The sequence below is a fragment of the Streptomyces sp. NPDC057617 genome (assembly GCF_042800555.1).
Classification (GTDB): domain Bacteria; phylum Actinomycetota; class Actinomycetes; order Streptomycetales; family Streptomycetaceae; genus Streptomyces.
The window spans coordinates 24,219-48,714 of sequence record NZ_JBHVGV010000003.1 but is presented as its reverse complement, the minus strand read 5'-3'; the positions used below and the strand labels follow the sequence as shown (position 1 = coordinate 48,714).

The 24,496-nt window shown below is 70.9% G+C and carries 13 protein-coding genes, 3 tRNA genes and 1 pseudogene; 6 read left to right on the top strand and 11 right to left on the bottom strand.

What is annotated here, in order from left to right; all coding sequences use genetic code 11:
- Positions 1-169: 169 nt before the first annotated feature.
- From ACFU9P_RS09160 to ACFU9P_RS09135, 6 genes and pseudogenes are all read right to left on the bottom strand, one after another.
- Positions 170-2,860 carry an NACHT domain-containing protein gene (locus tag ACFU9P_RS09160; RefSeq protein WP_384078406.1) on the bottom strand — a complete coding sequence of 897 codons (2,691 nt, stop codon included), beginning with the start codon at positions 2,858-2,860 and terminating at the stop codon, positions 170-172.
- A gap of 191 nt (positions 2,861-3,051) precedes the next feature.
- Positions 3,052-3,282, bottom strand: coding sequence for a hypothetical protein (locus tag ACFU9P_RS09155; protein ID WP_376377160.1), 231 nt, complete (start codon positions 3,280-3,282; stop codon positions 3,052-3,054).
- A gap of 142 nt (positions 3,283-3,424) precedes the next feature.
- Positions 3,425-3,784, bottom strand: a pseudogene (locus ACFU9P_RS09150) (DUF6010 family protein); the annotation flags it as partial.
- Between the two features lie 381 nt (positions 3,785-4,165).
- A tRNA-Ile gene (locus ACFU9P_RS09145) sits at positions 4,166-4,239 on the bottom strand.
- Positions 4,240-4,430: 191 nt separating this feature from the next.
- Positions 4,431-4,503: transfer RNA gene (locus ACFU9P_RS09140), tRNA-Asn, on the bottom strand.
- A 5-nt stretch (positions 4,504-4,508) separates the two neighbouring features.
- A tRNA-Asn gene (locus tag ACFU9P_RS09135) sits at positions 4,509-4,581 on the bottom strand.
- Positions 4,582-4,767: 186 nt separating this feature from the next.
- Here ACFU9P_RS09135 and ACFU9P_RS09130 point away from each other — a divergent pair.
- From ACFU9P_RS09130 to ACFU9P_RS09115, 4 genes are all read left to right on the top strand, one after another.
- Complete coding sequence (locus ACFU9P_RS09130) at positions 4,768-5,067, top strand: hypothetical protein (RefSeq protein WP_046505919.1); 300 nt, start codon at positions 4,768-4,770, stop codon at positions 5,065-5,067.
- A 155-nt stretch (positions 5,068-5,222) separates the two neighbouring features.
- Positions 5,223-6,662, top strand: coding sequence for an FGGY family carbohydrate kinase (locus ACFU9P_RS09125; RefSeq protein WP_384078405.1), 1,440 nt, complete (start codon positions 5,223-5,225; stop codon positions 6,660-6,662).
- A 343-nt stretch (positions 6,663-7,005) separates the two neighbouring features.
- Positions 7,006-8,739: an ABC transporter ATP-binding protein gene (locus tag ACFU9P_RS09120; RefSeq protein WP_384078404.1), complete on the top strand. Its 1,734-nt coding sequence runs from the start codon at positions 7,006-7,008 to the stop codon at positions 8,737-8,739.
- Positions 8,739-10,667 carry an ABC transporter ATP-binding protein gene (locus tag ACFU9P_RS09115; RefSeq protein ID WP_376377154.1) on the top strand — a complete coding sequence of 643 codons (1,929 nt, stop codon included), beginning with the start codon at positions 8,739-8,741 and terminating at the stop codon, positions 10,665-10,667. The genes ACFU9P_RS09120 and ACFU9P_RS09115 overlap by 1 nt, the downstream gene beginning before the upstream one ends.
- A 156-nt stretch (positions 10,668-10,823) precedes the next feature.
- Here ACFU9P_RS09115 and ACFU9P_RS09110 read toward each other — a convergent pair whose 3' ends face one another.
- The 5 genes from ACFU9P_RS09110 to ACFU9P_RS09090 all read right to left on the bottom strand — a co-directional run bounded on the left by ACFU9P_RS09110 (position 10,824) and on the right by ACFU9P_RS09090 (position 18,335).
- Complete coding sequence (locus tag ACFU9P_RS09110) at positions 10,824-12,170, bottom strand: RNA polymerase sigma factor (protein WP_384078864.1); 1,347 nt, start codon at positions 12,168-12,170, stop codon at positions 10,824-10,826.
- Between the two features lie 321 nt (positions 12,171-12,491).
- The gene (gene dnaG, locus ACFU9P_RS09105; protein ID WP_384078403.1) at positions 12,492-14,444 is read right to left on the bottom strand and encodes a DNA primase; all 1,953 of its coding nucleotides are present in this window, start codon (positions 14,442-14,444) and stop codon (positions 12,492-12,494) included.
- Positions 14,445-14,489: 45 nt separating this feature from the next.
- Entirely contained in the window at positions 14,490-15,803 is a 1,314-nt protein-coding gene (locus ACFU9P_RS09100; protein ID WP_384078402.1) for an NAD(P)/FAD-dependent oxidoreductase, read from the bottom strand.
- A gap of 222 nt (positions 15,804-16,025) precedes the next feature.
- Positions 16,026-17,321: a deoxyguanosinetriphosphate triphosphohydrolase gene (locus ACFU9P_RS09095; RefSeq protein WP_384078401.1), complete on the bottom strand. Its 1,296-nt coding sequence runs from the start codon at positions 17,319-17,321 to the stop codon at positions 16,026-16,028.
- Positions 17,322-17,480: 159 nt separating this feature from the next.
- Positions 17,481-18,335: a sirohydrochlorin chelatase gene (locus ACFU9P_RS09090; RefSeq protein WP_384078400.1), complete on the bottom strand. Its 855-nt coding sequence runs from the start codon at positions 18,333-18,335 to the stop codon at positions 17,481-17,483.
- Between the two features lie 150 nt (positions 18,336-18,485).
- Here ACFU9P_RS09090 and ACFU9P_RS09085 point away from each other — a divergent pair, with 150 nt between their 5' ends.
- Positions 18,486-19,388: a DUF4132 domain-containing protein gene (locus ACFU9P_RS09085; protein WP_376377144.1), complete on the top strand. Its 903-nt coding sequence runs from the start codon at positions 18,486-18,488 to the stop codon at positions 19,386-19,388.
- A complete protein-coding gene (locus ACFU9P_RS09080) occupies positions 19,385-24,484 on the top strand; it encodes a hypothetical protein (protein WP_384078399.1) in 5,100 nt (1,699 codons plus the stop codon). The genes ACFU9P_RS09085 and ACFU9P_RS09080 overlap by 4 nt, the downstream gene beginning before the upstream one ends.
- Positions 24,485-24,496: the final 12 nt, after the last annotated feature.

Sequence of the window (24,496 nt, the reverse complement as noted above, 5' to 3'; positions counted from 1 at the left end):
CGAAGACAGGGACGCGGCGAACCCACGGAATGGTTTCCGCCAGACAGCCGGAGTCGGCCCCCGGTGCGGTGGCGGTGAAACCGCCGGTGGCGGCGGAACTGCCGGTGGCGGCGGAACTGCCGGTGGCGGCGGAACTGCCGGTGGTGGCGGAACTGCCGTCGAACGGCCGTCAGATGGCGCTCAGCCGCTCATGCACGATCTTCATGGACGGAGGCAGCAGATCGGCACCGGTCGTGAGGGTCCCCTCCGGCAGCCGGACCGTCCGCAGCGAGACCACCTGCGCCAGCGTGCCGACATCGATACGGGGATGCAGGGTCTCGATGGTCAGCGAGCGCAGGTTGGGGAAACTGTGCAGCCACCACCAGGTGCGCCCCATGTCCGCCTCCACCCACAGATGGGTGAGCCGGTCCGTCCGGCACGCGTTGACGAAGCCGGCGGTCGTGAACTCGCCGGAGATCTTGATACGGGACCGCCCGCCGAAGCTGTACAGCGCCCGCAGCTCCCGCATATTGGACACCGGGAAGTAGAGCTGCTCCTCCGCGAGATGGGCGACGACCTCCTGCCCGTACGTGTCGGTGTCGAACCGGCTCCAGGCCCGCACCAGTTCGTTCCGTACCCGCAGATCCGGGTGGCCGCGGTACTGCGCGAGCACGGTGATCGCGGCGTCGGTCGCGATACGCGTGGCGGCCAGCACGGTGAAGTACGCCTCGTGGACCAGCGACTGCCGCTCGGCCCTGGACTGTTCGCTCAGCGGCGGCACTTCGTCGGGCGCCGGCTCGCGCGGCCCCGGCAGCAGATCCAGTACGACGGGACCCACCTCGGTCAGCGCACGCGCCTGGTCGGCCGAGCGCGGCGGGATCAGCGCCGCGGCCCGCTGCTGCACTTCCGCCCGTACCGCCGGATCCAGTTCCGTGGCGTGTTCCAGACAGGCGGCGGCCAGCAGATGGAGCCGGTTCATCCCATGGGGCGAGGCGTCGTCACGCCGGATCAGTCCGGTGAGCAGCCGGGTCCGCTCGGTCGGCCGGGCGTGGGCCACGGCCATCCTGATGACGTCCTCCCACTGATCGAGATGGGCGTTCGCGATCAGAAAGTCGAAGTCGAGCCCCTCCACCGCCGCTTTGGCCCCGAGATAGTCCTGAAAGGTCCGGTGGATGAAGTCCATGGAATCCGCGCTCGGTTCACGCAACAGCCCGCTGCGGATGAGCAGATGCCGGTAGATTTCCTCGGCAGTCCCCTGTTCGGCGACTTTCGGCATGGTCGGCAGAGCCTGCCTCAGGAGTTCGACCGCGTCCGTACGGTCCATCTCCGAACGGCCGTTACGGATCATCCAGTAGGCGAGTTTCTGGATCAGCTGGATATGGTGCGCCTCGCTGATGTGGATGGAGCCGGACTTGTAGACCCCGCGTTCGCGGTCGCGCCGGAACAGCAGCATGGAGAGCGCCGCGTCGTAGATCTCCTTGCGGCCTTCGGGGAGATAGCCGCGGCGGTCCTGATGGAGCGCGCAGATCAGTCCGCACATCAGCGGATTGGTGGCGAGCCTGCCCAGATCCTGTTTGGCGCGGACTGCACGCAGGAGTTCATTGGCGTACTGGTCACTGATTCCGGCCGCCTTGTGCCATCTCTTGATGAACTCGGCGACATTGTCCCGGCTCATGGGCGCGAGATCCAGCTCGGCGAAGTCGTCACTGACCAGCCAGTGTTCCCGTACCGCCGAAGGCCGGGACGTGACGAGCCAGCGGTTGCCGGGATAGGTGCCGATGAGTTCCTGGAGCCAGCGGCGGGCGTCGCTGCGGTCGTCCTCCGGGATCTCGTCGATCCCGTCGATCAGGATGAGCCCGCGGCCCGAGCGCAGCACCCGGTCGAACCAGCCCGGAGGCTGGAGACCGGCGATCGGACAGTCGACCGCGGACAGGAACTCGTCGGGCGCGGGCAGCGTCGCGCCGCCCCTGGTCAGCGTACGCAGCGGAAGCACGAACGGTACAAGTCCGTAGAGATACAGCAGGTGTTCGTCGAGCGACTTCTGTGCCGTGGAGACGGCCAGCCACTGGACGAGAGTGGTCTTGCCCGAACCGGCGACCCCGCGCAGCAGTACGCGGTTGCGGCCGGCCAGCACATGGTCGGCCGAGAGCAGCGTGGGAACGGCGTTCGTGGCGTCGCCCGCCGCGTCCAGACTGAGATACGCGGTGTCGAGCCGCCAGGTCTCCGGCGACCCGGACAGATCGAGGCCGAAAATGCTGAGCTTGCCGTGCTTGGCGGCGATATAGCGCGCGTACCGGTCCTCGAAAGGCCCGTCAGCGGGGGACGGCGCGCGGGCGATCAAGGAATCGATCTTCAGGGTCAGTTCTTCGATACTGCGGCTCTGCTCCAGCAGAGTGCGGGGCACAAAGGTCGACCGCTGGGTGAAGAAATTCAGAATGTGCAGACAAGCGGTGTTCATCACGCTCGCGTGCAGGGTGACCGCGTCGCTCGACAGTCCGAGTGTGGCCGTATTGCTCTGGGATCTGAGATGGCGGGAAAGGCCGAGGTGGCCGAGTTTCACGGCCTGTACGTCATCCATGTCGAGCGTTCCCATGACCCGTAAGGAATCGGCCACCGCATTGGCGACGGCCCGCTTCTCGAAATTGGGCAGCAGTTCTTCCACACCGGTCGACTGCGCGGCCCGCCTGACCAGTTCTTCCGAGATCTTGTGCAGGTCCTTGTCCGACAGCGTCCGCTTCTCGCCCCGGAACGATACGAATCCGGAGACCCGGATCGGCTTGTCGACCAGCCCGGCACCGGGGCCGTCGGTCAGGAACAGCTTCCTGATCAGCGGGCTCACCACACTCGACGCGAGACGCGCCCCGATGACGGCGGGTTCCATCTGCTCCCCGGGATGTCCGTACGGCACGCTCGGCCGCGTTCGCGTCAGCGTAGGACAGGGATGGGGCACCCGATCACAGGATTCACTCGATGCCGTGATTTCTCACCGGAGTTGAGCCGTGAGGCCCCCGGACATGCCACCGCCCCCTGCGCCGGGGCGCAGGGGGCGGTGCATCAGCGGCGGTACGGAGATCAGGCGTCCAGGAAGCCGAACCAGCCGCCGCCCTTGTGCGACGCGGAGCCGGCATGGGTGATGCCCGCGGGCCCGCCCAGATTCTCGTAGAAACCCCGGTGGCCTTCCTTGTGGAAGCCGCCCGCCGCGACGGTCGCGTCATGACCTTCGCAAGCCAGCGCCGAACCGGCGCCACCCAGCAGAGCGGTGGCGGCGAGGGCGGTGGCGGCGAGCGCTGTACGGATACGCATATGAAACTCCTACGTCAGGTGATGCGAACACCCCATGCGTGCCCCGCCGATCTCCCATACCCACCGATTCGCCCCGTTTCCCACCCAATCGGCCGAACATCTCGCGCGAGGCCTTCCCGAAGCCCTTAATGTCGGCACCCGCCGCGGGGCCCCCTCGCAGACACCACAGCGCGATGACCGGGTCGCAGATCGCACAGCCCAGCGACGAGTCGTGGGCGAAGGGAATCAAGGGGCTGCCCTTGAGGTGGTGGACGACGTCCCAGGCGGTGTGCAGCAGCCAGCCGATGCCGATGAAGGTCCACGAGTCCAGACCGCGGTAGGCGACGTATGTCATGAGCGCGGTGAACGCGAACTCCCAGCCGCCCAGACCGCCACCGCTCAGATACGCGGCCCCGGCCCCGGCGACCATGACGGCGTTGAACCGCCGCCGGTGCGGTTCGCGGATGAGGGACATCAGCAGCACATAGAGGACGCCGATGCCGATGGGCATGAGGTACTGCATGCGTGGGCTCTTTCCTGGGGCGTGATGGGACACCGCGTCCGCACGGCGCGGCGCCACTCACGCTAGGCCGGGGTCCGCCGGCCCCCCAGAGCCATGACCGCCAGGTTCCAACGGGTTCCCGCCGCCGACGGGCTGTCCGGCATCCCACGCACAAGATCCCCGCGTACAAGATCCCCGTACAAGAACAGACCGAGGACCGGAAGCCGCCAATCGGGGGGCGCGCGGTCCTCGCGGTCCCCTCACCCCCGCCACGACACGCGGGGCACCGCTGGCCCACTTGATCTTGGTCTTAGGGTGAAATGAGAGCGGCCACGGTTTACCCGGCGGCCCCCATGGTTACGTTCACGCAGGTCAGATCGTTTTTCCGACGACGCGTGCCGGTGGGGCGGGTGGGACTCGAACCCACGGCCGACGGATTATGAGTCCGCTGCTCTAACCGGCTGAGCTACCGCCCCTAACGGCGCGTCGCGCACATTTGTGCGCGCCGTCTGCCGCAGCATAGCCGCTCATACGATCTCCTGCCTCGGATGGTCGGCATCGCTCTGACCTTGAGGACTTCGGCGCGGCCCACCCGGTTCCGGGAACGTCGTAGAACAGTTATAGAACAGACGAAAAAGGACCCCGAAGGGCCCTTCCCGCTCTCCTGCTCCCCCGGCTGGACTCGAACCAGCAACCCTCCGGTTAACAGCCGAATGCTCTGCCAATTGAGCTACAGGGGATCGCGCTCCCCCGACTGGACTCGAACCAGTAACCTGCCGGTTAACAGCCGGCTGCTCTGCCAATTGAGCTACAGGGGATTGCTGCGTGTGCACCGAACGTACCTACCGGGGTCCCCCCGGGCGGCGCGCGTCCGCTGCGACACATACATTAGCGCAAGCAGGGGGGTGTTCCGCCAATCGCTATCGACCCGGGTCAGCTCGGGTGATCCCGGGCCCCGACGGGGTAGGCGGAAGGCACAGACGGACACTAGGAAGGGTGGAGCCATGCGGTACCGCCTCGCATTCATCGCGGGACTGGCTTGCGGTTATGTGCTCGGCACACGCGCCGGGCGCGAGCGCTACGAGCAGCTCAAGAAGTCGGTACGCGAGGTGTCCCAGAACCCGGCCGTGCGCAACGCCGCCGAAACCGCCGCGCAGACCGGACGCGAGGTCGCGGGCAAGGCGTACCACTCGATGAGCGGCGTCATGGGAGACCGGGTGCCGGACTCCGTCGCGCAGCGGGTGCGCTCCCTGCGGCAGCGCAGCCAGAACGGGCAGGACGACTGGGGTACGAGCAACACCTGACCGTCCCCCGCGCCAACACGTGACGGTCCCACCGGGGCCCGGCGGCTCGCCCGCCGGGCCCCGCCCCCGTACGCCCGCCTCGTACACCCCGCGCCGTACACCCCGCGCCGTCCCGGCAGCGTCCGACGCGTGGCGCGTGCGGCAGAATCGGGTTCATGGGAATAGTCGCCGGGTTGGACAGTTCGTCCGGGTTCACACGCGTCGTGGTCTGCGACGCGGACACGGGTGCCGTGCTGCGGCAGGGTTACGCGCAGCATCCGGTCGACCCGAAGGCCACCGAGATCGACCCGCAGGCCTGGCTGCTCTCCCTCGGCGAGGCCGCGTCCGGCGGGCTGCTCGAAGGGGTGCAGGCCATCGGCGTCTCGGCGCAGCAGCACGGCATGGTGGCGCTGGACCAGCAGGGCAATCTCGTACGGCCGGCGCTGCTCGGCAACGACAAGCGCGCGCAGGTCGCCGCGGCGGATCTGGCCGAGGCGCTGGGCGGGCGGCAGGCCTGGGCCGAGGCGGTCGGTTCCGTACCGCAGTCGGGGCAGGTGGTCGCCAAGCTGCGGTGGATGGCGCGGACCGAGCCGGAGGCGGCGCGGCGCACCGCGCTGGTGCTCCAGCCGCATGACTGGCTGGTCTGGCAGCTCCTCGGACGCCCGGCGCGCCGGACGACGGACCGGGGCGAGGCGTCGGGGACCGGCTACTGGTCGGCGCGTACGGGCTCGTACCGGACGGATCTCGTGGAGCTGGCGCTCGGGCACCAGGCCGCGCTGCCCGAGGTGCTCGGACCGGCGGACGCGGCGGGGACCACGCCCGAGGGGCTGCTGATCTCCGCCGGGACCGGCGAGACCATGGCCGCCGCCTTCGGTCTGGGTGTGGCGGTCGGGGACGCGGTGGTGTCGCTGGGGGCGTCGGGTTCGGTGATGGCCGTGCACCACGAGGCGCTCGCGGATCCGGCCGGGCTGATCACGTCCTTCGCGGACGCGACCGGGATGCATCTGCCGGTCGTGCACACGCTGAACGCCGTCAGGGCGCTGCGGGGTACGGCGGAGCTGCTGGGCACCGAGGATCTCGCCGAACTGTCCGAGCTGGCGCTGAAGTCGACGCCGGGCTCGTCGGGGCTGGTGTTCCTGCCGTATCTGGAGGGCGAGCGGACCCCGCAGCTCCCGCACACGGCGGGCACGCTGACCGGGCTGCGGCGCGAGTCGATGAAGCCGGAGCATCTCGCGCGGGCGGCGTTCGAGGGGATGCTGTGCTCGCTCGCCGACGCGATGGACGTACTGCGCGGGCGCGGGGTGGAGGTGCGGCGGGTGTTCCTGCTGGGGGCCGCCGCCGAGCTTCCCGCCGTACAGGCGCTGGCCCCGGCGGTCTTCGGGGCGCAGGTCGTCGTACCGCAGCCCGCCGACTACGCGGCGATCGGCGCGGCCCGGCAGGCGGCGTGGGCGCTCGGTGTGGCGCACGGCACACTCGCCCCGCACACCCCGCCGCTCTGGCAGGGCGCGGCGGCCCAGGTCTTCGAGCCGGGCGAGGACGCGGCGGTCGGTACGGCGGTACGCCAGCAGTACGTGGCCACCCGCGAACAGATCCACCCGGCGGCCTTCGGCGCCTGAGCCCGGGCCGGGCCCACGGGGCGCGCGGGCGCTGGTGGCGGGAGCCCTGCGGGTCGCACAGGCGCGGGCCGGACCCGCGCGGCGTGGGCCGCACTCGCGCGGGCGGGGGCGGGGGCGGGGGGAAAGTCAGCGGGTCGCGGGGGCGGGGCGGGGGAAAGCCGGCGGGGCGCGGGGGTGCGCGAGGCCGAAGGGTTTTGTGCGCCCGGCAGGCCGTTCTGTGTCTTGACCCGTCCTTGGACATAAATCCTTGGGGCTCCGTGGCGGACGTGCCGCAAGATGGGGGCTGACCTCTGCCCCCCGATCTCGCGGCCCCCGTCCCGCCGCCGACCCCGAGAGACTGCGCGTGCTGCTACGACTTCTTCGAGCCCATCTCGCCCCGTACAAGAGACCCATAGCCCTGCTGGTGGCGCTCCAGCTGCTGCAGACCTGCGCCACCCTCTATCTGCCCACCCTCAACGCCGACATCATCGACAGCGGTGTGGTGAAGGGTGACTCCGGATACATCCTGAAGTTCGGCGGCATCATGATCGCCGTCAGTGTGGTCCAGGTGATCTGCAACATCGGCGCCGTCTACTACGGCGCGCGGACCGCCGCCGCCCTCGGCCGTGACGTACGGGCCGCCATCTTCGGGCGCGTACAGAGCTTCTCCGCGCGTGAGGTGGGTCACTTCGGTGCCCCCTCGCTGATCACCCGTACCACCAACGACGTCCAGCAGGTGCAGATGCTGGTCCTGATGTCGTTCACGCTGATGGTGTCCGCGCCCATCATGTGTGTCGGCGGCATCATCATGGCGCTCGGCCAGGACGTGCCGCTCTCCGTGGTGCTGCTCGCCGTGGTCCCGCTGCTCGGTGTCTCCGTCGGCCTCATCGTCAAGAGGATGCGGCCGCTGTTCCGTACGATGCAGACCCGGCTCGACACCGTGAACCGGGTGCTGCGCGAGCAGATCACCGGCAACCGCGTGATCCGGGCCTTCGTACGCGACGAGTACGAACAGGATCGTTTCCGCGAGGCCAACACCGGGCTGACCGATGTCGCCCTGGCCACCGGCCGGCTGATGGCGCTGATGTTCCCGACCGTGATGACGGTGGTGAACCTGTCGTCGATCGCCGTCGTCTGGTTCGGCGCGCACCGCATCGACAGCGGCGGGATGGAGATCGGCGCGCTGACCGCGTTCCTCGCGTATCTGATGCAGATCGTGATGGCCGTGATGATGGCCACCTTCATGTTCATGATGGTGCCGCGCGCCGAGGTGTGCGCCGAGCGCATCGAGGAGGTGCTGGACACCAGGTCGAGCGTCGTACCGCCGGAGAACCCGGTACGGGAGCTGCGCCGGCACGGTCATCTGGAGGTGCGGAACGCGGAGTTCCGCTTCCCCGGCGCCGAGGAGCCCGTTCTGCGGGACGTGTCCCTGATCGCCAGGCCCGGCGAGACGACCGCCGTCATCGGCTCGACGGGCAGCGGCAAGTCGACACTCCTCGGACTCATCCCAAGGCTGTTCGACGCGACCGGCGGGCAGGTGCTGGTCGACGGGCAGGACGTACGGGAACTCGATCCGGTGCTGCTGGCGAAGACCGTGAGCCTGGTGCCGCAGAAGCCGTATCTCTTCTCCGGGACGGTCGCGACGAATCTGCGGTACGGCCATCCCGACGCGACCGACGAGGAGCTGTGGCACGCGCTGGAGGTGGCGCAGGCGCGGGAGTTTGTCACCGGTCTGGAGGGCGGGCTGAACGCCCCCATCGCGCAGGGCGGTACGAATGTCTCCGGCGGCCAGCGGCAGCGCCTCGCGATCGCGCGGACGCTGGTGCAGCGGCCGGAGATCTATCTCTTCGACGACTCGTTCTCGGCGCTGGACTACGCGACGGACGCGGCGCTGCGCGCGGCGCTGGCGCGGGAGACCGCGGAGGCGACCGTACTGATCGTCGCCCAGCGGGTCTCCACGATCCGTGACGCCGACCGGATCGTGGTCCTGGACGAGGGCCGGGTCGTCGGGTCGGGCCGCCATCACGAACTGATGGCGGAGAACATGACATACCGGGAGATCGTGCTCTCCCAGTTGACCGAGGCGGAGGCTGCCTGATGAGCGGTCCTGGCGGACGCATGATGATGGCCGCGGGTCCGACCCAGCGGTCCATGGACTTCAAGGAGTCCGGAAAACGGCTGCTGCGGCAGCTCACCCGGGAGCGGGTCACCCTCTGGTGGATGTTCGGCACGATCGTGCTGAGCGTGGCGCTGTCGGTGATAGGCCCGAAGATCCTCGGCCGGGCGACCGACCTGATCTTCGCGGGCGTGATCGGCCGGCAGACCCCGGAGGGCGTCTCCAAGGCGCAGACCATCGACGGGCTGCGGGCGAAGGGCGACGACGGCCTGGCCGATCTGCTTTCGGGGGTCGACTTCACCCCCGGCCACGGCATCGACTTCGGCGCCGTGGGCGAGGTGCTGTTGGTGGTCCTGGTGATCTATGTGGCGGCCGGGCTGCTGATGCTGGTGTCGACGCGGCTCTCCATCCGGATCATCAACAACACCGTGTACCGGATGCGCGAGGACGTCCAGGCGAAGCTGTCGCGGCTGCCGCTCTCGTACTTCGACCAGCAGCCGCGCGGCGAGGTGCTCAGCCGCGTCACCAACGATGTCGACAACATCTCGCAGACCATGCAGCAGACCATGGGCCAGCTCATCAACTCGCTGCTGACGATCGTCGGTGTGCTGGTGATGATGTTCTGGATCTCGCCGCTGCTGGCGCTGGTCGCGCTGGTGACCGTACCGCTGTCGGTGTTCGTCGCGGCGAAGGTCGGCAAGCGGTCGCAGCCGCAGTTCGTGCAGCAGTGGAAGGTCACCGGCACGCTCAACGCCCATATCGAGGAGATGTACACCGGGCATGCGCTGGTGAAGGTCTTCGGGCGGCAGGACGAGTCGGCCGAGCTGTTCCGCGAGCAGAACGACCAGCTCTACGAAGCCGGCTTCAAGGCGCAGTTCAACAGCGGGATCATGCAGCCGCTGATGCTCTTCATCTCCAACATCAACTATGTGCTGATCGCGGTCGTGGGCGGGCTGCGGGTCGCCTCGGGCACGCTGTCGATCGGTGATGTGCAGGCGTTCATCCAGTACTCGCGGCAGTTCTCGATGCCGCTGACCCAGGTCGCCTCGATGGCCAACCTGGTGCAGTCAGGGGTCGCTTCCGCCGAGCGGATCTTCGAGCTGCTGGACGCGGTGGAGCAGGAGCCCGACGCGCCGTCCGTCGAGCGGCTGCGCAAGCAGCGGGGACGGGTGGAGATCGAGCACCTGTCGTTCCGGTACGAGCCGGAAAAGCCGCTGATCGACGATCTGTCGCTGTCGGTGGAGCCGGGCCAGACGGTCGCGATCGTCGGCCCGACCGGTGCGGGCAAGACCACGCTGGTGAATCTGCTGATGCGGTTCTACGAGGTGACCGGCGGCCGGATCACCCTGGACGGCCTGGACATATCCAGGATGTCGCGCGCCGAACTGCGGTCCGGGATAGGCATGGTGCTCCAGGACACCTGGCTCTTCGGCGGCACGATCGCGGAGAACATCGCGTACGGCGCGTCGCGCGAGGTCACCCGCGAGGAGATCGAGGAGGCGGCGCGGGCGGCCCACGCCGACCGGTTCGTCCGTACGCTCCCCGAGGGGTACGACACCGTCATCGACGACGAGGGCTCGGGGGTCAGCGCCGGCGAGAAGCAACTGATCACCATCGCACGGGCGTTCCTGTCCGACCCGGTGATCCTGGTGCTCGACGAGGCGACCAGCTCGGTGGACACCCGTACCGAAGTGCTGATCCAGAAGGCGATGGCGCGGCTGGCGCACGGCAGGACCAGCTTTGTGATCGCGCACCGGCTGTCCACGATCCGGGACGCGGATGTGATTCTGGTGATGGAGAACGGCTCGATCGTCGAACAGGGCACGCATGACGAGCTGCTGGCGGCGGAGGGGGCGTACGCGCGGCTGTACGCGGCGCAGTTCGCGCAGGCGGTGGCGGAGGTCGACTGAGGCGCGGCACGGCCACGGGATCCGGGACGCCGCGTCCGTACCGCCCTTTGACGGGGGTACGGGCGCGGCGCCCGGCTTTTGGGCCTTCGAGGCTTCGGGTTCCGGGTCTTTCGGGTCTTTCGGGTTCCGGGTTCGGGTTCCGGGTCTTTCGGCTGTTCAGTCCAGGTAGCCGCGGAGCTGGTCGGCGAAGGCGTGGTCGCGGAGTCGGCTGAGGGTCTTGGACTCTATCTGCCGTATCCGCTCGCGCGTCACGCCGAAGATCCTGCCGATCTCCTCCAGGGTGCGGGGCCGCCCGTCGGCGAGTCCGTACCGCAACTGGACCACCTTGCGTTCGCGTTCGCCGAGGGTGGAGAGCACCGCCTCAAGGTGCTCGCGCAGCAGCAGGAAGGCCGCGGACTCGACCGGGGACGCGGCATCGCCGTCCTCGATCAGATCGCCGAGCGCGACATCGTCCTCCTCGCCCACCGGGGCGTGCAGGGATACGGGCTCCTGGGCGAGCCGCAGCACCTCGCTGACCCGCTCGGGGGTGAGGTCGAGCTGGGCGGCGACCTCTTCGGGGGTCGGTTCGTAGCCGCGCTCCTGGAGCATTCTGCGCTGGACCCGCACCACGCGGTTGATCAGCTCGACGACATGGACCGGGACGCGGATCGTACGGGCCTGGTCGGCCAGCGCCCGGGACATGGCCTGCCGGATCCACCAGGTCGCGTACGTCGAGAACTTGTAGCCGCGGGCGTAGTCGAACTTCTCGACCGCCCTGATCAGGCCCAGGTTTCCCTCCTGGACGAGATCGAGCATGGTCAGGCCGCGGCCGACATAGCGCTTGGCCACGGAGACGACGAGCCGGAGATTCGCCTCGATCAGCCGGCGCTTGGCCATTCTGCCGAGGACGACGAGCCGGTCGAGGTCGACGGCGAGCCGGGAGTCCAGATCGGCGGCGCCGCTCAGCTTCTCCTCGGCGAAGAGACCAGCCTCGACGCGCCGGGCGAGGTTCACCTCCTCGACGGCGGTGAGCAGCGGTACGCGGCCGATCTCGCGCAGATACTGGCGGAAGAGGTCGGAGGAGGGACCGCCGGTGTCGGCGCGTGCGCTGCCACGCGGCGGAGGCGGGGGGCTCTCCTCGGGCAGTTCCACGAGGTCTTCGCGGAGAGGGTGTTCACGCTCGCGGAACGAGTCGTCTCTCAGGGAGCTTTCGCGTTCTTCGCGTTCGTGGAGGGGGCCTTCACCCTCGCTGAGCGGATCCGGGGCGGCTGCCTCGGCCGTCTCCGGGTGGTGCGCCGCGCGGCTCTGGGGCGGAACGCCCACCGCGAACTCGGCCGGAGCCAGGTCCGGGGCCGCGTTCTGCGGCGACTTCATGGGCAGGTCCGGTGGCACGGTCAGGGTGGGAGTCGGGGTCTGGGTCTGCACGGGGGGCGACCTCCAAGGTGATCGCTGCCGGTTCGGGGGCGTACGGCAGCGGGACGGAGGCGGCCGGGCCCTGCTCCGTCCCGTACACAATGAGCGGATCCGCGGGGGTGAGGCGCCCACCGTCGGCAGGCCGGCCGCGCTCCGGAAGAACTCAGGCACCGCACCCCAGTGTGGGGTACGACACATGGCTGTCACGAGGGGCGTGCGGTGACTTTCTGCGTCCCAGGCGTAACCGTGCCGTTACCGAGGGGGGCGCGCAAGGGGGGCGAAGGGTGTACGAGGGGGGTGCGCCGGGGGTGCGTCAGTGCATGGGTACGTCGGCGGTGAGGCGCCCGGAAGGCCGACGCGCGGCGGTACGGGGATCACGAGGCGGTACGGGGATACGGGGCGAGCGGCCGGGCAAACGTCGCCGGGAGGGCACTAGAGTGCGGCGGCGCCCTGGGCGCGGAGCGACTGGCCGTACTGCTGGAGCACCCACAGTTCGTTCTGTACGGCGGCGAGGTGGTCCGGCGCCGCATGCGTGCCGAGCCGGGTCAGCGTGCCGGTCACCTCGCGGACGCGCCGGTCGACGGCGCGCAGCCGTACCTGCACGAGCTGGTCCCCCGCGTAGATCTCGTCGATCGTCTTGCCGTGGAACACCTCGACCGCCAGCTCGGTGACCATGGCGCGCACCGAGTCGTTCGGCGCGGCCTCACGGACCCGGGCCAGATACTCCGGCGCGGACGCCAGCCCCTGCTCGGCGCCGCCGGCCTCCGCTATGGCACGGCGTACGGCGGCGTACGGCGGGGCGGTGAACTCGTCCTCCCCGTACGCGTCGAAGGCCGGGGAGACCAGTTCGGGACGCTGGAGCGCGAGCTTCAGCAGCTCGCGCTCGGTGCGGTGGGCGGGGCTGCGCAGATTGAGCGCTGGCCCGGACACGGCCGGTCCTGCGGGCCCCGGCCCGTACGCGCCGGCTCCTGCCGCGCCCTGCTGCGGCCGGTTCTCGGGCGGCTGCGCTCCGGAGCGCGCGCCGGGCCCCTGCGCCGGCCCCCTGCCCCCGCGGTCGCGCGCCCAGCGTGCGACCCGGGCCACGCGCGTGACCACGAACTGGGTGTCCAGGATGCCGAGGATGCCCGCGAGCTGGACCGCGACCTCGTGCTGCGAGGCGCCGTTCTTGATCCGCGCGACGATCGGCGCGGCCTCGTCGAGTGCCGCCGCGCGCCCCGCCGGGGTCTCCAGGTCGTACCGCGAGACGATCTGGCGGATCGCGAACTCGAAGAGCGGCGTGCGCGGTTCGACCAGGTCCTGTACGGCTTCGTCGCCCTTGGCGAGCCGCAGCTCGCACGGGTCCATATTGTCCGGGGCGATGGCGATATAGGTCTCGGCGGCGAACTTCTGGTCGTCCTCGAAGGCGCGCAGCGCGGCCTTCTGGCCGGCCGCGTCCCCGTCGAAGGTGAAGATCACCCGGGCGCTGCCGTTGTCCATCAGCAGCCGCCGGAGGATCTTGATGTGGTCGCCGCCGAAGGCAGTGCCGCACGTCGCGATGGCGGTGGTGACACCGGCGAGATGACAGGCCATCACATCGGTGTAGCCCTCGACGACCACGGCCCGGCTGGACTTGGCGATGTCCTTCTTGGCCAGGTCGACGCCGTACAGCACCTGGGACTTCTTGTAGATCGCGGTCTCGGGGGTGTTCAGATACTTCGGCCCGTTGTCGTCCTCGCGGAGCTTGCGCGCGCCGAAGCCGACCACCTCGCCCGAGATATCGCGGATGGGCCACATCAGCCGGCCGCGGAAGCGGTCGATCGGGCCGCGGCGGCCGTCCTGGGAGAGCCCCGAGAGCAGCAGTTCCTTGTCGGTGAATCCCCGGCCGCGCAGATAGCGGGTGAGATGGTCCCAGCCGGCCGGGCTGTAGCCGACGCCGAAGTGCTCGGCCGCCGCCTGGTCGAAGCCGCGCTCCGCCAGGAACGTACGGCCGATCTCGGCCTCCGGGCCGCCGAGCTGCTCCGCGTAGAACTGGGCGGCGATCTTGTGCGCCTCGACCAGCCGGGTGCGCTCGCCGCGCTGGCTCGCCGGGTTGTAGCCGCCCTCCTCGTACCGGAGGGTGATGCCCGCGCGCGCGGCGAGCCGCTCGACCGTCTCGGAGAAGGAGAGATGGTCGATCTTCATGACGAAGGCGATGGTGTCCCCGCCCTCCTGGCAGCCGAAGCAGTGGAAGAGACCCTTGCCCGGACTGACCTGGAAGGAGGGGGACTTCTCGTCGTGGAAGGGGCAGAGCCCCTTGAGATTGCCGCCGCCCGCGCTGCGTAGCTGGAGGTAGTCGGACACGACGGCGTCGATCGGGACGGCGTCCCGCACCGCCTTTACGTCGTCATCGTTGATCCTGCCTGCCACGCGTGAATACTACGGGGGCGCGCGGACCTGAGCGGCCGACGCCGGTCAGCCGTGGCGGGTGCGGCCCTCTGTGCCGGCTCCGGGCGAACCGAGAGATCCGAGCGGGACGGCCGGGTCGGCGAGGGCGTCCGGGTCCTGCGGCTCGTCGGAGCGGACCAGCCGCTGGATGTCCTCGGTGACGTCCCAGACATTGACGTTCATCCCGGCGAGCACCTTGCGGTCCTTCAGCCAGAAGGCGATGAACTCGCGCTTTCCGGCATCGCCGCGCACCACCACCTGGTCGTACGAGCCGGGCGGCGCCCAACCCGAGTACTCCAGGCCGAGGTCGTACTGGTCGGAGAAGAAGTAGGGGACGCGGTCGTAGCTGACGTCCTGGCCGAGCATGGCACGGGCGGCGGCGGGGCCGCCGTTGAGGGCGTTTGCCCAGTGCTCGACCCGTACGCGCGGTACGGACAGCGTGCCGCCCCAGCCGGTGACCGGGAAGGCGGCCACATCACCGGCCGCGTAGATGTCCGGGTCGGAGGTGCGCAGGGCGGTGTCCACGGCGATACCGCCGCCCAGGGCGCGGTCGGCGAGTTCGAGTCCGGCGGCCTCGGCGAGCGCGGTGCGCGGGGCGGCGCCGATGGCTGCGAGCACATCGTGGGCGGGGTGTTCCTCGCCGTCGTCGGTACGGGCGGACAGGACCATGCCGTCCTGGCCGGTGATCTCGGTGAGCCGGACGCCGAAGTGGAACCGTACGCCGTGCTCCTGGTGCAGTTCGGTGAAGAGCTGCCCCAGCTCGGGGCCGATGACATGGTGGAGCGGGGTCGGCGCGGTCTCGACGACGGTGACCTCGGCGCCGTAACCGCGCGCCGCGGCCGCGACCTCCAGACCGATCCAGCCCGCGCCGGCGATCACGAGATGGCCGTTGTCCCGGCCGAGGGCGGTCAGTGTCTGGCGCAGCCGGTCCGCGTGGGCGAGCCGGCGCAGATGGTGGACCCCGGCGAGATCGGTGCCCGGGATGTCGAGGCGGCGCGGTTCGGCGCCGGTGGTCAGGAGCAGTTTGTCGTAGCGCACGGAGGTGCCGTCGCCGAGATGCGCGCACCGCAGATCGCGGTCGATGGAGGTGACGGTCTGGCCGAGGTGCAGTTCGATCTCGGCCTGCGCGTACCAGGCGCGCTCGTGCACGAAGACACTGTCCCTGCCCTCCTTGCCGGTGAGATACCCCTTGGAGAGCGGCGGACGTTCATACGGGTGGTCGCGCTCGTCGCCGATGAGGATCACCCGGCCGGTGAAACCCTCCGAACGAAGGGTTTCCGCGGCTTTCGCCCCGGCCAGCCCACCGCCGACGATGACAAAAGTCTGATGTGCGTCGACCACTTGATGCCTCCTCTTCGCGCTGCCGCCATCTGCGAGCGTCCCGCACGGAGCGTGATGGCGAAAGAGGGAGCTCCACGGGCGTATATCACTGCTTGATCCGGCTACCTTCGTACAGGCGCGGACCTGGAGCGGTGAGGCATGAGGGGCGCATGTCGCCCGACCACGAGCGTCACCCGTCCATGATGCGCGGGAGCCGCGTGGGATGCGCGCGGGCCGGTTCCGTCAGGCGCGGCCGGTGAGTCCCGCGTGCAGGGAGCGGGCCGACGCGTCCGTGAGGGACGCGATCTGGTCGACGATGACCCGCTTGCGCGCCCGGTCGCCCTCGGCCGATTCAAACAGTGCCCGGAACTGCGGATCGAGTCCCTCCGGAGCGCGGGCCGTGAGCGCCTCGGCCAGCTCCGCCAGAACGATCCGCTGGTCGGCGCGGAGCGCCTCCTGCTCGGCGCGCTGCATGACATAGCGGTCGGCGACGGCCTTGAGGACCGCGCACTCCAGGCGCGCCCCGCGCGGGACGACCAGCTCGGCGCCGTACCGGGTGAGCGGCCCCGTACCGTACGCCTCGCGCGTGGCGGCCTCGGCGGCCAGACAGAACCGGCCGATGAGCTGGCTGGTAGCGTCCTTGAGGCGGGACTGCGCGACGGCGGAGCCGTCATAGCCGCGCGGCCACCACTCCTGGTCCATAAGGCGGTCGAGCGCGGCGGACAGCTCCGCCGGATCGGTGTCCCGTGCCACATACCGGCCGATCGCCACCGTCCAGATCCCGTGCCGCTCCGTCTCGGAGGAGAGCGCGGCGGGGTCGACATGGCCGGCGTGCAGCCCGTCCTCGAAGTCGTGGACCGAGTACGCGACATCGTCGGACCAGTCCATGACCTGCGCCTCGAAGCAGATACGGTCCGCCGGGGCGTCCTTGCGGGCCCAGCCGAAGACGGGCAGGTCGTCCTCGTACACCCCGAACTTCAGCGAGCCGGGCTGGGTGGGGTGGGCGCCGCGCGGCCAGGGGTACTTGGTGGCGGCGTCCAGGGTGGCGCGGGTGAGATTGAGGCCGACGCTGACCAGGTCGCCCGTCTCCTTGAAGCGGACGAACCGCTTGGGCTCGATCCGGGTGAGCAGGCGCAGCGACTGCGCGTTGCCCTCGAAGCCGCCGCAGTCCGCGGCGAAGTCGTTGAGGGCCTGTTCACCGTTGTGACCGAAGGGCGGATGGCCCATGTCATGAGCGAGACAGGCCGCTTCGACGAGATCCGGGTCGCAGCCGAGAGCGGCGCCCAGCTCACGGCCGACCTGCGCGCACTCCAGGGAGTGGGTCAGCCGGGTCCGGGGGCTGGCGTCCCACTCCTGGCTGCGCGATCCGGGGGTGACCACCTGAGTCTTGCCCGCGAGCCGGCGCAGCGCGGCGGAGTGCAGCACGCGCGCGCGGTCGCGCTGGAAGGCGGTACGGCCCGGACGCTTGTCGGGCTCGGGTGCCCAGCGTTCGGTGGCCGCCCCGTCATAGGTGCCCGATGTGCCCGCTCTGCCTGCCATGCACCGAAGGTAACCGGAGCGGGTGGCGTACGGGGGTCCGAGGGGCGGCGGGGCGGTTACCCGGGACTGGTGAGGAAGGTGGTGGAAGGTGGCGGATTGGCGGGTGTGCGGGGTTTGAGGCGGCCGACGAGCCAGCTTCGAGACCTTCGAAGGCTGGGCTCAGGCGGAGGCCAGGTGGCGGTGGGGCGTGTCGTACGGGGCGTCGCGCGCCTGGTCGTAACGGTGGAGCAGCAGCCGGGCCATCGCCGGATGCGCGCCCAGCGGGGCGGCAGCAATCCAGGGCGCGGCGGCGGCACTGCGGGTCGCGAAGTGACCGGGGGCAGTGAAGTACGAGGCGACCGCGGTCCGGTGGTAGCCCCTGGCGGCGAGCGCGCGGACGGCTTCGGGGACGGTCGGCGAGGCGGCGGACGCGTACGCCGGAACGACCGGCACACCGCCGAGCCGCTCGCTGAGCAGCGCGGCCGTACGCCGGGTGTCCGCGGCGGATTCCGGGTCGAGGGATCCGGCGGCGGCGAGGACGACCGCGGCGCCGCCTCGTCTCGTACGGGCACCAGAACCCCTACCGGTACCGGCACCCGGAGCGCCGGCGGAACCACGGCTTTCACTTGTGGCGTCCATTCGCCAGCCCGCTTCGGCCAACCGCGCGTAGAGCACCTCTACCAACAGGGGATGCGGGCCGAGCGGCGCGGCGATCCGGGTGCGGAGCCGGGGCGCGGACGCTGCGGCGGCCGGCAGGTCGCGCTTGATGTGGGTGCCACGGCTCAGCAGCAGCGGTACGAGGACGGCCCGGCCGGTGCCCAAGCCGGCGAGGGCGTCGGAGAGCAGGGGCTCGTCGATGCCGAGATGGCCGAGGCGTACGTCCACACCGGGGCGCAGTTCGCGGACCCGGTCGAGGAGCGTGGTGACGGTCGCCGGGGTGCGCGGATCGCGGCTGCCGTGAGCGACGACGACAAGGCTGGGACCTGCGGATCCATGGTCGTCGATGTCGTTCGCGGGCCGGTCCTGGGTGGTCATGGGGCGATCCTGCCGGGCCCCGGTTGCCGGGCCGTTGCGCAGCCGTGACGGAGGTTTTCCACAGCCTCACAGGCTTCGGATGAGCGTTGTCAGACCCGTCACCTACTGTGATGACCGTTCGGAACCGGAAGGTCGGGGAGGGGTCCTGCCATGGGCTGGATCGAGACGTCGGGCGGGTATGCCGTCGCACTGGACGGCACGCGGGTGCTGTGTCGCAATGCCGCGGGCCGCATATTGAAACAGGTGCCGTCGAAGCTCAAGGACGACACCGAGGTTGTACGGCTGCGGCAGTTGGCCGAGTGGCTGGAGCGGCATGAGCGGGAGTGCCGGGAGCAGGTCGACACCTGGCTGGTGCGTTCGCTGCCGGTGCCGGTGGCGCTGCTGGCGCGGGTGTGGCCGGACTCCGCATGGCAGTCGGCGCTGCGGGATCTGGTGGTGGCGCCGGTGGCCGGGGACGGCTCGGCGGACTCGGCGCGGGCGGGTTTTCTGCGGGATGCGGATCCGGTGCGCGGGCTGGGGATCGTCGATCTGGACGGGGACTCGGTGCGGCTGGATCCGGCCGGGGTGGAGACGGTGCTGATACCTCATCCGGTGCTGCTCGAAGACCTGGGGGAGCTGCGGGAGTTCGCGGCCGAGCTGGGTGTGGAGCAGGGCGCCGAGCAGTTGTTCCGCGAGGTGTGGCGGCGGCCGGCACCGGCCGAGGACGCGCCCGGGAGCGCGGCGGCGCAGGACTGGCGTGCGTACGCCGATGGAAAGTTCGCGCAGCTCCGGCATGCCACGACCAGGGCGGTCTCGCTCGGTTACCGGGTGCGCGGCGGTTATGCGGTCTGCCCGCTGGTGGAGGAGGGCCGGCAGGTCGAGGCGGCGTACTGGGTGGGGGACGACTATCCGGACGGGGAGACGCTGACCGGTTCGCTGGAGTGGCGTGACGGGGCGGGGCGGCGGCTGCCGCTCGCCGAAGTGGGGCCGGTCGCCTGGTCGGAGGGCGAGCGGATGGCCGCGCTGGTGTACGCGGGCCGTGTGGTCGAGAACGACGAGGAGGGGGCGCGGTGAACGGTCGACTGGTGGACGGCACTCTGCCGGACACAGAAGTACGGGACGGGGAGACCCGGGCGGTAAAGGCCCGGGAGAGGGCTCTGCTGGAGACCGGCGCGGTGCTGCCGCTCGGTGGCGCTGGGAGCACCACGACTGCCGGCGGCGCTGCGGGTCGCGGGAGTGCTGGAGGTTCCGGGGGCACCGCGGGGTCCGGGGGTGGCGAGGGCGATGTGCTGACGGCACGCGCGTACGCCCATCCCGCCCTGGACGAGCGGACGGTGGTCCGGCTGGTGCCCGGGGCGATCGGGGCGGCCGAGGACCTCGCCCTGGAGTATCTGGGGTTCGGCGCGGCGGAGGCGGTCGAGGTCGGCCGGGTCAAGCGGCAGTCGCTGGGCTTCCCCGCCTGGGCGCTGGTGCACGACCCGGAGAACGGACATCACGCGCTCGCCGTGGTCAAGGAGATGGAGCGGCTCGCCCGGCTCGTCACCACCAAACCGGGCCTGGCGAAAGAGGGGTTCGACGAGATCGGCGAACGCCTCGACCGTTCCGTACCGCATTTTCTGCCCACCTACTACGAACAGGTGGCGCGGCTCTTCCTGGCGGTCGAGTCCCGTCAACAGGCGTCCGTGTTCTTCGGCAAGGCGCGGGCGGCCGAGCAGCGGCACGCGCTCGCGGTGGATGAGGACCGGCTGCGGGAGGTCTTCCTGGAGTTCGCCGGGGCCGGCGCGCTGACCGGCAAGTCCCTGCGCGAACACGCCAAGGGACTGACGGAACGGCTGTCGGCCGAGGAGGCGTACGGACAGTTCAAGGCCGTCTCGCTGGAACGGTGCGCGGCCGGGCTCGCCCCGTACGCGGGCATGCTGGAGGATCTGCGGCGCCTCGCGAAGAGCGCGGGCTTGGACGCGGCGGCCGAGGAGCAGGCGCTGCTCGCGGAGATCATCCACACCGGGCCGATGAACCGCGCGGCGGCGAGCTTCTGGAAGTCGGCGCTGCCCGCCCTGAGCGCCATCGCGGCGGACGACCGGGCGGTGCGGGAGCGGCTGCTCGCGCTGTTTCCGGCCGCGGGCGGAGACCATCCGGAGCAGTTCGACGCCTCCTGGCTGGCCCTGCTGGACCGGTGCGGGGCGGTCGAGCTGCTGGTGGACGGGACGGTTCCGGCGGCCGAGTGGCTGTCGTCGTGGGCCAGGCACCGGCAGCGCGGCTGGGGTTCCTCCAAGCGGCTCGCCGCCGAACTGGCCCTGGTGGAGCGGCTGGTGGTCCGGCTGGTGGCCGACGGCACATCCGTACGGCTGCTCGGCGGCTACGGCTGGCGCGTCACGGCCGATCTGGATCTGCTCGACGCCTGTCTGGCCTGGGGAGTGCCGGTCGCCGATCCGCCCGAGGCGAGCCGGGGCCTGGAGCTGGACGACTGGCTCGGCGACGAGCAGGAGGGGCGCAGGGATCTGGCCGCGCTGACCGCCGACCCCCGGTTCACCCGGCTGGTCCGTATGGGCGTGGAGAGGCTCGCCGACGGCGGCGACGCCGCCGAACAGCTCGGCCAGGTCCTCGAACACCCCGCTCTGCGCGGCGCGCTCGCGGGCTGGCTGGAGGAGCGGGCCGACGATCTGTCGAGGCCCCTCGGACTGCCCGGGATGGACAGGCTGCTGGAGCGGCTGGCCCGGTTCTCCGCACCGTCCGTGCTGGCCACAGCGCCCGAGGCGGTGGCCAGGATCACGGCGGTCTCGCCCGCTCCCGCCCTGGCGAGGACGCTGCGGGCGGGCCTGCTCGACGAGCTGGGCTGGCCCGCGCTGGAAGAGGCGCTGCCGGGGCTCGGGAAGGTCAACCGGGCAGCGTCGGGGCAGCGTTACAACCGCAACGAGAAGTGGTACCGGGTGCGGGACGCCTGGCCGTCCCTGCTCGTCCGGGTCGACACCCAGGTCGCGGCGGTCGGGCCCACCGCCGTGACCGACCAGCGGACCCTGCCCCTGCCGGTGAAACCGACCCAGACCTGGGACACGACGACGGTCCGGTACGCGGGCGGCCAGTGGCTGATCGCCAACGGCCAGGGCGACGAGCGGCGTGCCCTGTGGTCGGGCCGTCCCGGCGAGGTGTTCAAGCCCGCGGGCGAGCTGCACGACCACTGGACCGACGCCCAGACACCGTCGCTCGAACTGCCGGACGGTGGCCGGTGCTACGGCGGCCGGCCGGTGTACGCGGGGGACACGTCGTTCGCCGGGGAGCGCCGCCAGGTCGCCTCCGACGGCATCTCCCTCTGGGTGCTGCACGAGAACCAGTGGTGGGAGTACGACCCGGAGTCGGCCCGCAGGGGCCGGATCTCGGTGCCCGCCTTCTTCGACTCGGCCCTGGATTCGGTTCCGGCCGGCAGCGGAGTACGGCTGCTGGAGCGGGCCTGCCGGCTCCTTCCCGTACAACCGGGCCTGGAAGGCTCGCCGTTCGGCACCAAGGACGGGCTGCTCGGCTGGTGGGTGACGTACGACCCCAAGGAGCGGACACTCACGGCCTGTTCGGTGGACGGCAGCCGCAGCCCGGCCGTGCCGGTGCCGCCGGGGGCGCGGATGGAGCACTTCAGCTCCGGTCTTCCCGTACCGCCGCTGCGGCTGCCCGGCGGGGCCGCGCTGCACCCGCGCGAGACGCGCGGATTCACGGCCTCGGTCGCCCTGCACGACGCGGAGGGCCTCCACCTGGCGCAGGTGGAGGAAGGCAGCCACGGTGGCGTGTACGCGGAGGGCACTCCCCTGGTGGCGCCGCTGGCCTACTGGCACGCGCTGCGGCCGCGCGACGAGCGGGGTTCGGCCGCGCTGCGCGCGGTGACCGAGGAGGACGCCCGGAAGCTGCTGGCCGCTGTCGCCGCGGGGAAGACCGCGGAGGCGGCCGTGCGCGAGCTGCTGCCGGAGATCACTCACACGCGTCTGGTGGCGGGTGTCGCCGGAGTGCTGGCCGAGGCGGCCCGGCACGCCCGGCGGATCGGCACCCTCGCCGAACGGGCCGCGGAGGCCCGGCAGGGCTCGGACCCGTCAGCGGAAGCGAAGGTCCGGCACGCCTTCGACGGCGTTCTGGGCAAGGCGTTCCATGGCTTCACCCTTCCGAGGCATCGGTATTACTACTACCACCAGCCGTCGAAGCAGAGCGCGATGGTCCTCGAACAGATCCGGGTCCTGCCGCGCATGCTGGCGGCGGACGCGGTTCCGGGGCCCCTCGCTCTCCGGGACGCGAGCGGGACCTGGATAAGCGTGTGCGGGCCTGGCATGGCGGCGCTCGCGCTGCGCGCCGCCTCCCCCGTCACCTCCGATCAGCACCGGGCCGCGCTCCTGGAGTTCCTGGACTCGGCGCTGGCGGTGCGGACGCCCGACGGTAAGAGTGACAGCGACGGTGGGGCGCTCCTGATCGACCCGCGTGGGCGGCTGCGCCTGCTGGAGCTGCGGATTCCCGGCTCCGCCGAGGCCACATTCATTGGCGAGGTGCGGCACGCGGGGGCCCGGCGGCTGCTGATCCTCGGCCAACTGGCGGTGGAGGACGATGACGCGGACTGGCAGTGCGTCGAGTACGACCCGGCCGGGGTGTTCGGCGGCTGGGACGGGACCCTGATCACCGAGTCCGAGGTGCTGGGCGCGGCGGACGACCCGGTGCGGGCACCGGCGGTACGGCGGCTGGTGGAGCTGGTACGGGAGCGCGGGCCGCTGCCGTACCGGCCGGAGCGGGCGGTGGACTTCGCGGAGCGGGTCGGGATCACCCCGGCAGCCGGAGCCCTGTTCCACCTCGGCTCCCCCGGTCTGGACTACTCCCCGGACCGGGATGTGCTGCCCGCGGAGTATCTGGAGCCGCTGGGCGCGAAGAGCGCGGAGGCGCAGGTGGCGGCCGGCACGCTGAGCTCGCTGAGTGTCGAGGAGCGGCGGGCGTTCACCGCCCTGCTGCTGCCCGCCGAGCCGGATGGGGTGGCGGATCTGTGGACCACGGGCTTCGCGATGGAGCCGCTGGTGGGCGCCTGGACGGCGGCGCGGGGCAAGCGTCGGCCCACCCCGCCCTGGCTGGTCCGGCAGATGGTGACCGAGCAGGGCGCCGGCACCACCGTGAACGACACGCTCAACCCCGAGTGGCAGCCACAGCTCACGGGCCGTACCGAACAGCGCATGGTCGACGGCTCGCTGGAGACGGCGGATCCGCGCCTGGCGCTGACCGGGTCCTTGCTCGACTCGATGGTCGGCTCGCTGCGCTGGCTCGCGTACCGGCTGCCGTACGGCGACCCGCTGCGCGCGGTCCTGCCGTTGACGGTGCGGATGCTGCGGGAGCGGCTGGCCGATCCCGGTCTGCTGCTCGACCTGCGGGTCGACCGGGACTCCGCGTACGAAGCCGTGTCACCGCGGCTGCGCGAGGCGTACGGACTGGCGCCGAAACGCGGTGGCGACGAGAAGGAGATCGTCGAGCTGTCGTCGGTGCTGGTGCTGACACCGACGCGGTACGGGCGGGACTGGGACTCAGTCTGGGTACGGCCCTCGGCCCTGCTGCCGGCGGCCGGCGCGAACGAGGCCGGCGAGTGGGGTCCGGACCATCCGGATCTGAAGCTGCTGGTGGCGACCGCGGGCCCGGCTCCGGCGCTGGAGGCGCTGCGGGCGCTGCTGAGCGAGGAGTTCATGAAGCTGGTGTCGGCGGACGGCCCGCCGGGAGCGCCGCAGAACCCCAACCTCAGCGTTCCGGAACTGGTGGTTGAGGCGGCGAAGCGGTTCGAGTTGTCGGAGGACGCGGCGGCGCTCTATCTGATGCTGCTCGCGCTGCCCGACCCGACCGACCGTCACCAGGCCGCGTGGACGGGGTGGAAGCCGGCCCGGCTGAAGAAGGCCCGGGCCGAACTGGCCGCCACCAACCTGGTGGTGGAGGCCAAGCGGGCACGGGCCGGGCGGACGCTCTTCCTGCCCGGCGGCTGGCTGGAGCAGCGGACACCGCGGCTGCCGTCGGAGAACTGGAAGACGGAGCTGGTGCCCTGGGACCGGCCGGGCTTCGTGGTGCCGGACCGGCCGGTGCCCGGGCTGTACGAGGCCGCGTGGCAGCGAATCGTGGAGGGCGATGCGCCGGGGTTCGAGGAGTTCCAGGGCCGCGGCGGCCGAGGGAGCAGGCGATGACGACGAAGACAG

What these genes read in the sequence shown, in the direction of transcription:
- ACFU9P_RS09115 (WP_376377154.1), top strand. Translation starts at nt 8,739, where the DNA reads ATGAGCGGTCCTGGCGGACGCATGATGATGGCCGCGGGTCCGACCCAG.
- ACFU9P_RS09095 (WP_384078401.1), bottom strand. Translation starts at nt 17,321, where the DNA reads ATGGCAGGCAGAGCGGGCACATCGGGCACCTATGACGGGGCGGCCACC.
- ACFU9P_RS09125 (WP_384078405.1), top strand. Translation starts at nt 5,223, where the DNA reads ATGGGAATAGTCGCCGGGTTGGACAGTTCGTCCGGGTTCACACGCGTC.
- ACFU9P_RS09155 (WP_376377160.1), bottom strand. Translation starts at nt 3,282, where the DNA reads ATGCGTATCCGTACAGCGCTCGCCGCCACCGCCCTCGCCGCCACCGCT.
- ACFU9P_RS09090 (WP_384078400.1), bottom strand. Translation starts at nt 18,335, where the DNA reads ATGACCACCCAGGACCGGCCCGCGAACGACATCGACGACCATGGATCC.
- ACFU9P_RS09160 (WP_384078406.1), bottom strand. Translation starts at nt 2,860, where the DNA reads ATGGAACCCGCCGTCATCGGGGCGCGTCTCGCGTCGAGTGTGGTGAGC.
- ACFU9P_RS09085 (WP_376377144.1), top strand. Translation starts at nt 18,486, where the DNA reads ATGGGCTGGATCGAGACGTCGGGCGGGTATGCCGTCGCACTGGACGGC.
- ACFU9P_RS09130 (WP_046505919.1), top strand. Translation starts at nt 4,768, where the DNA reads ATGCGGTACCGCCTCGCATTCATCGCGGGACTGGCTTGCGGTTATGTG.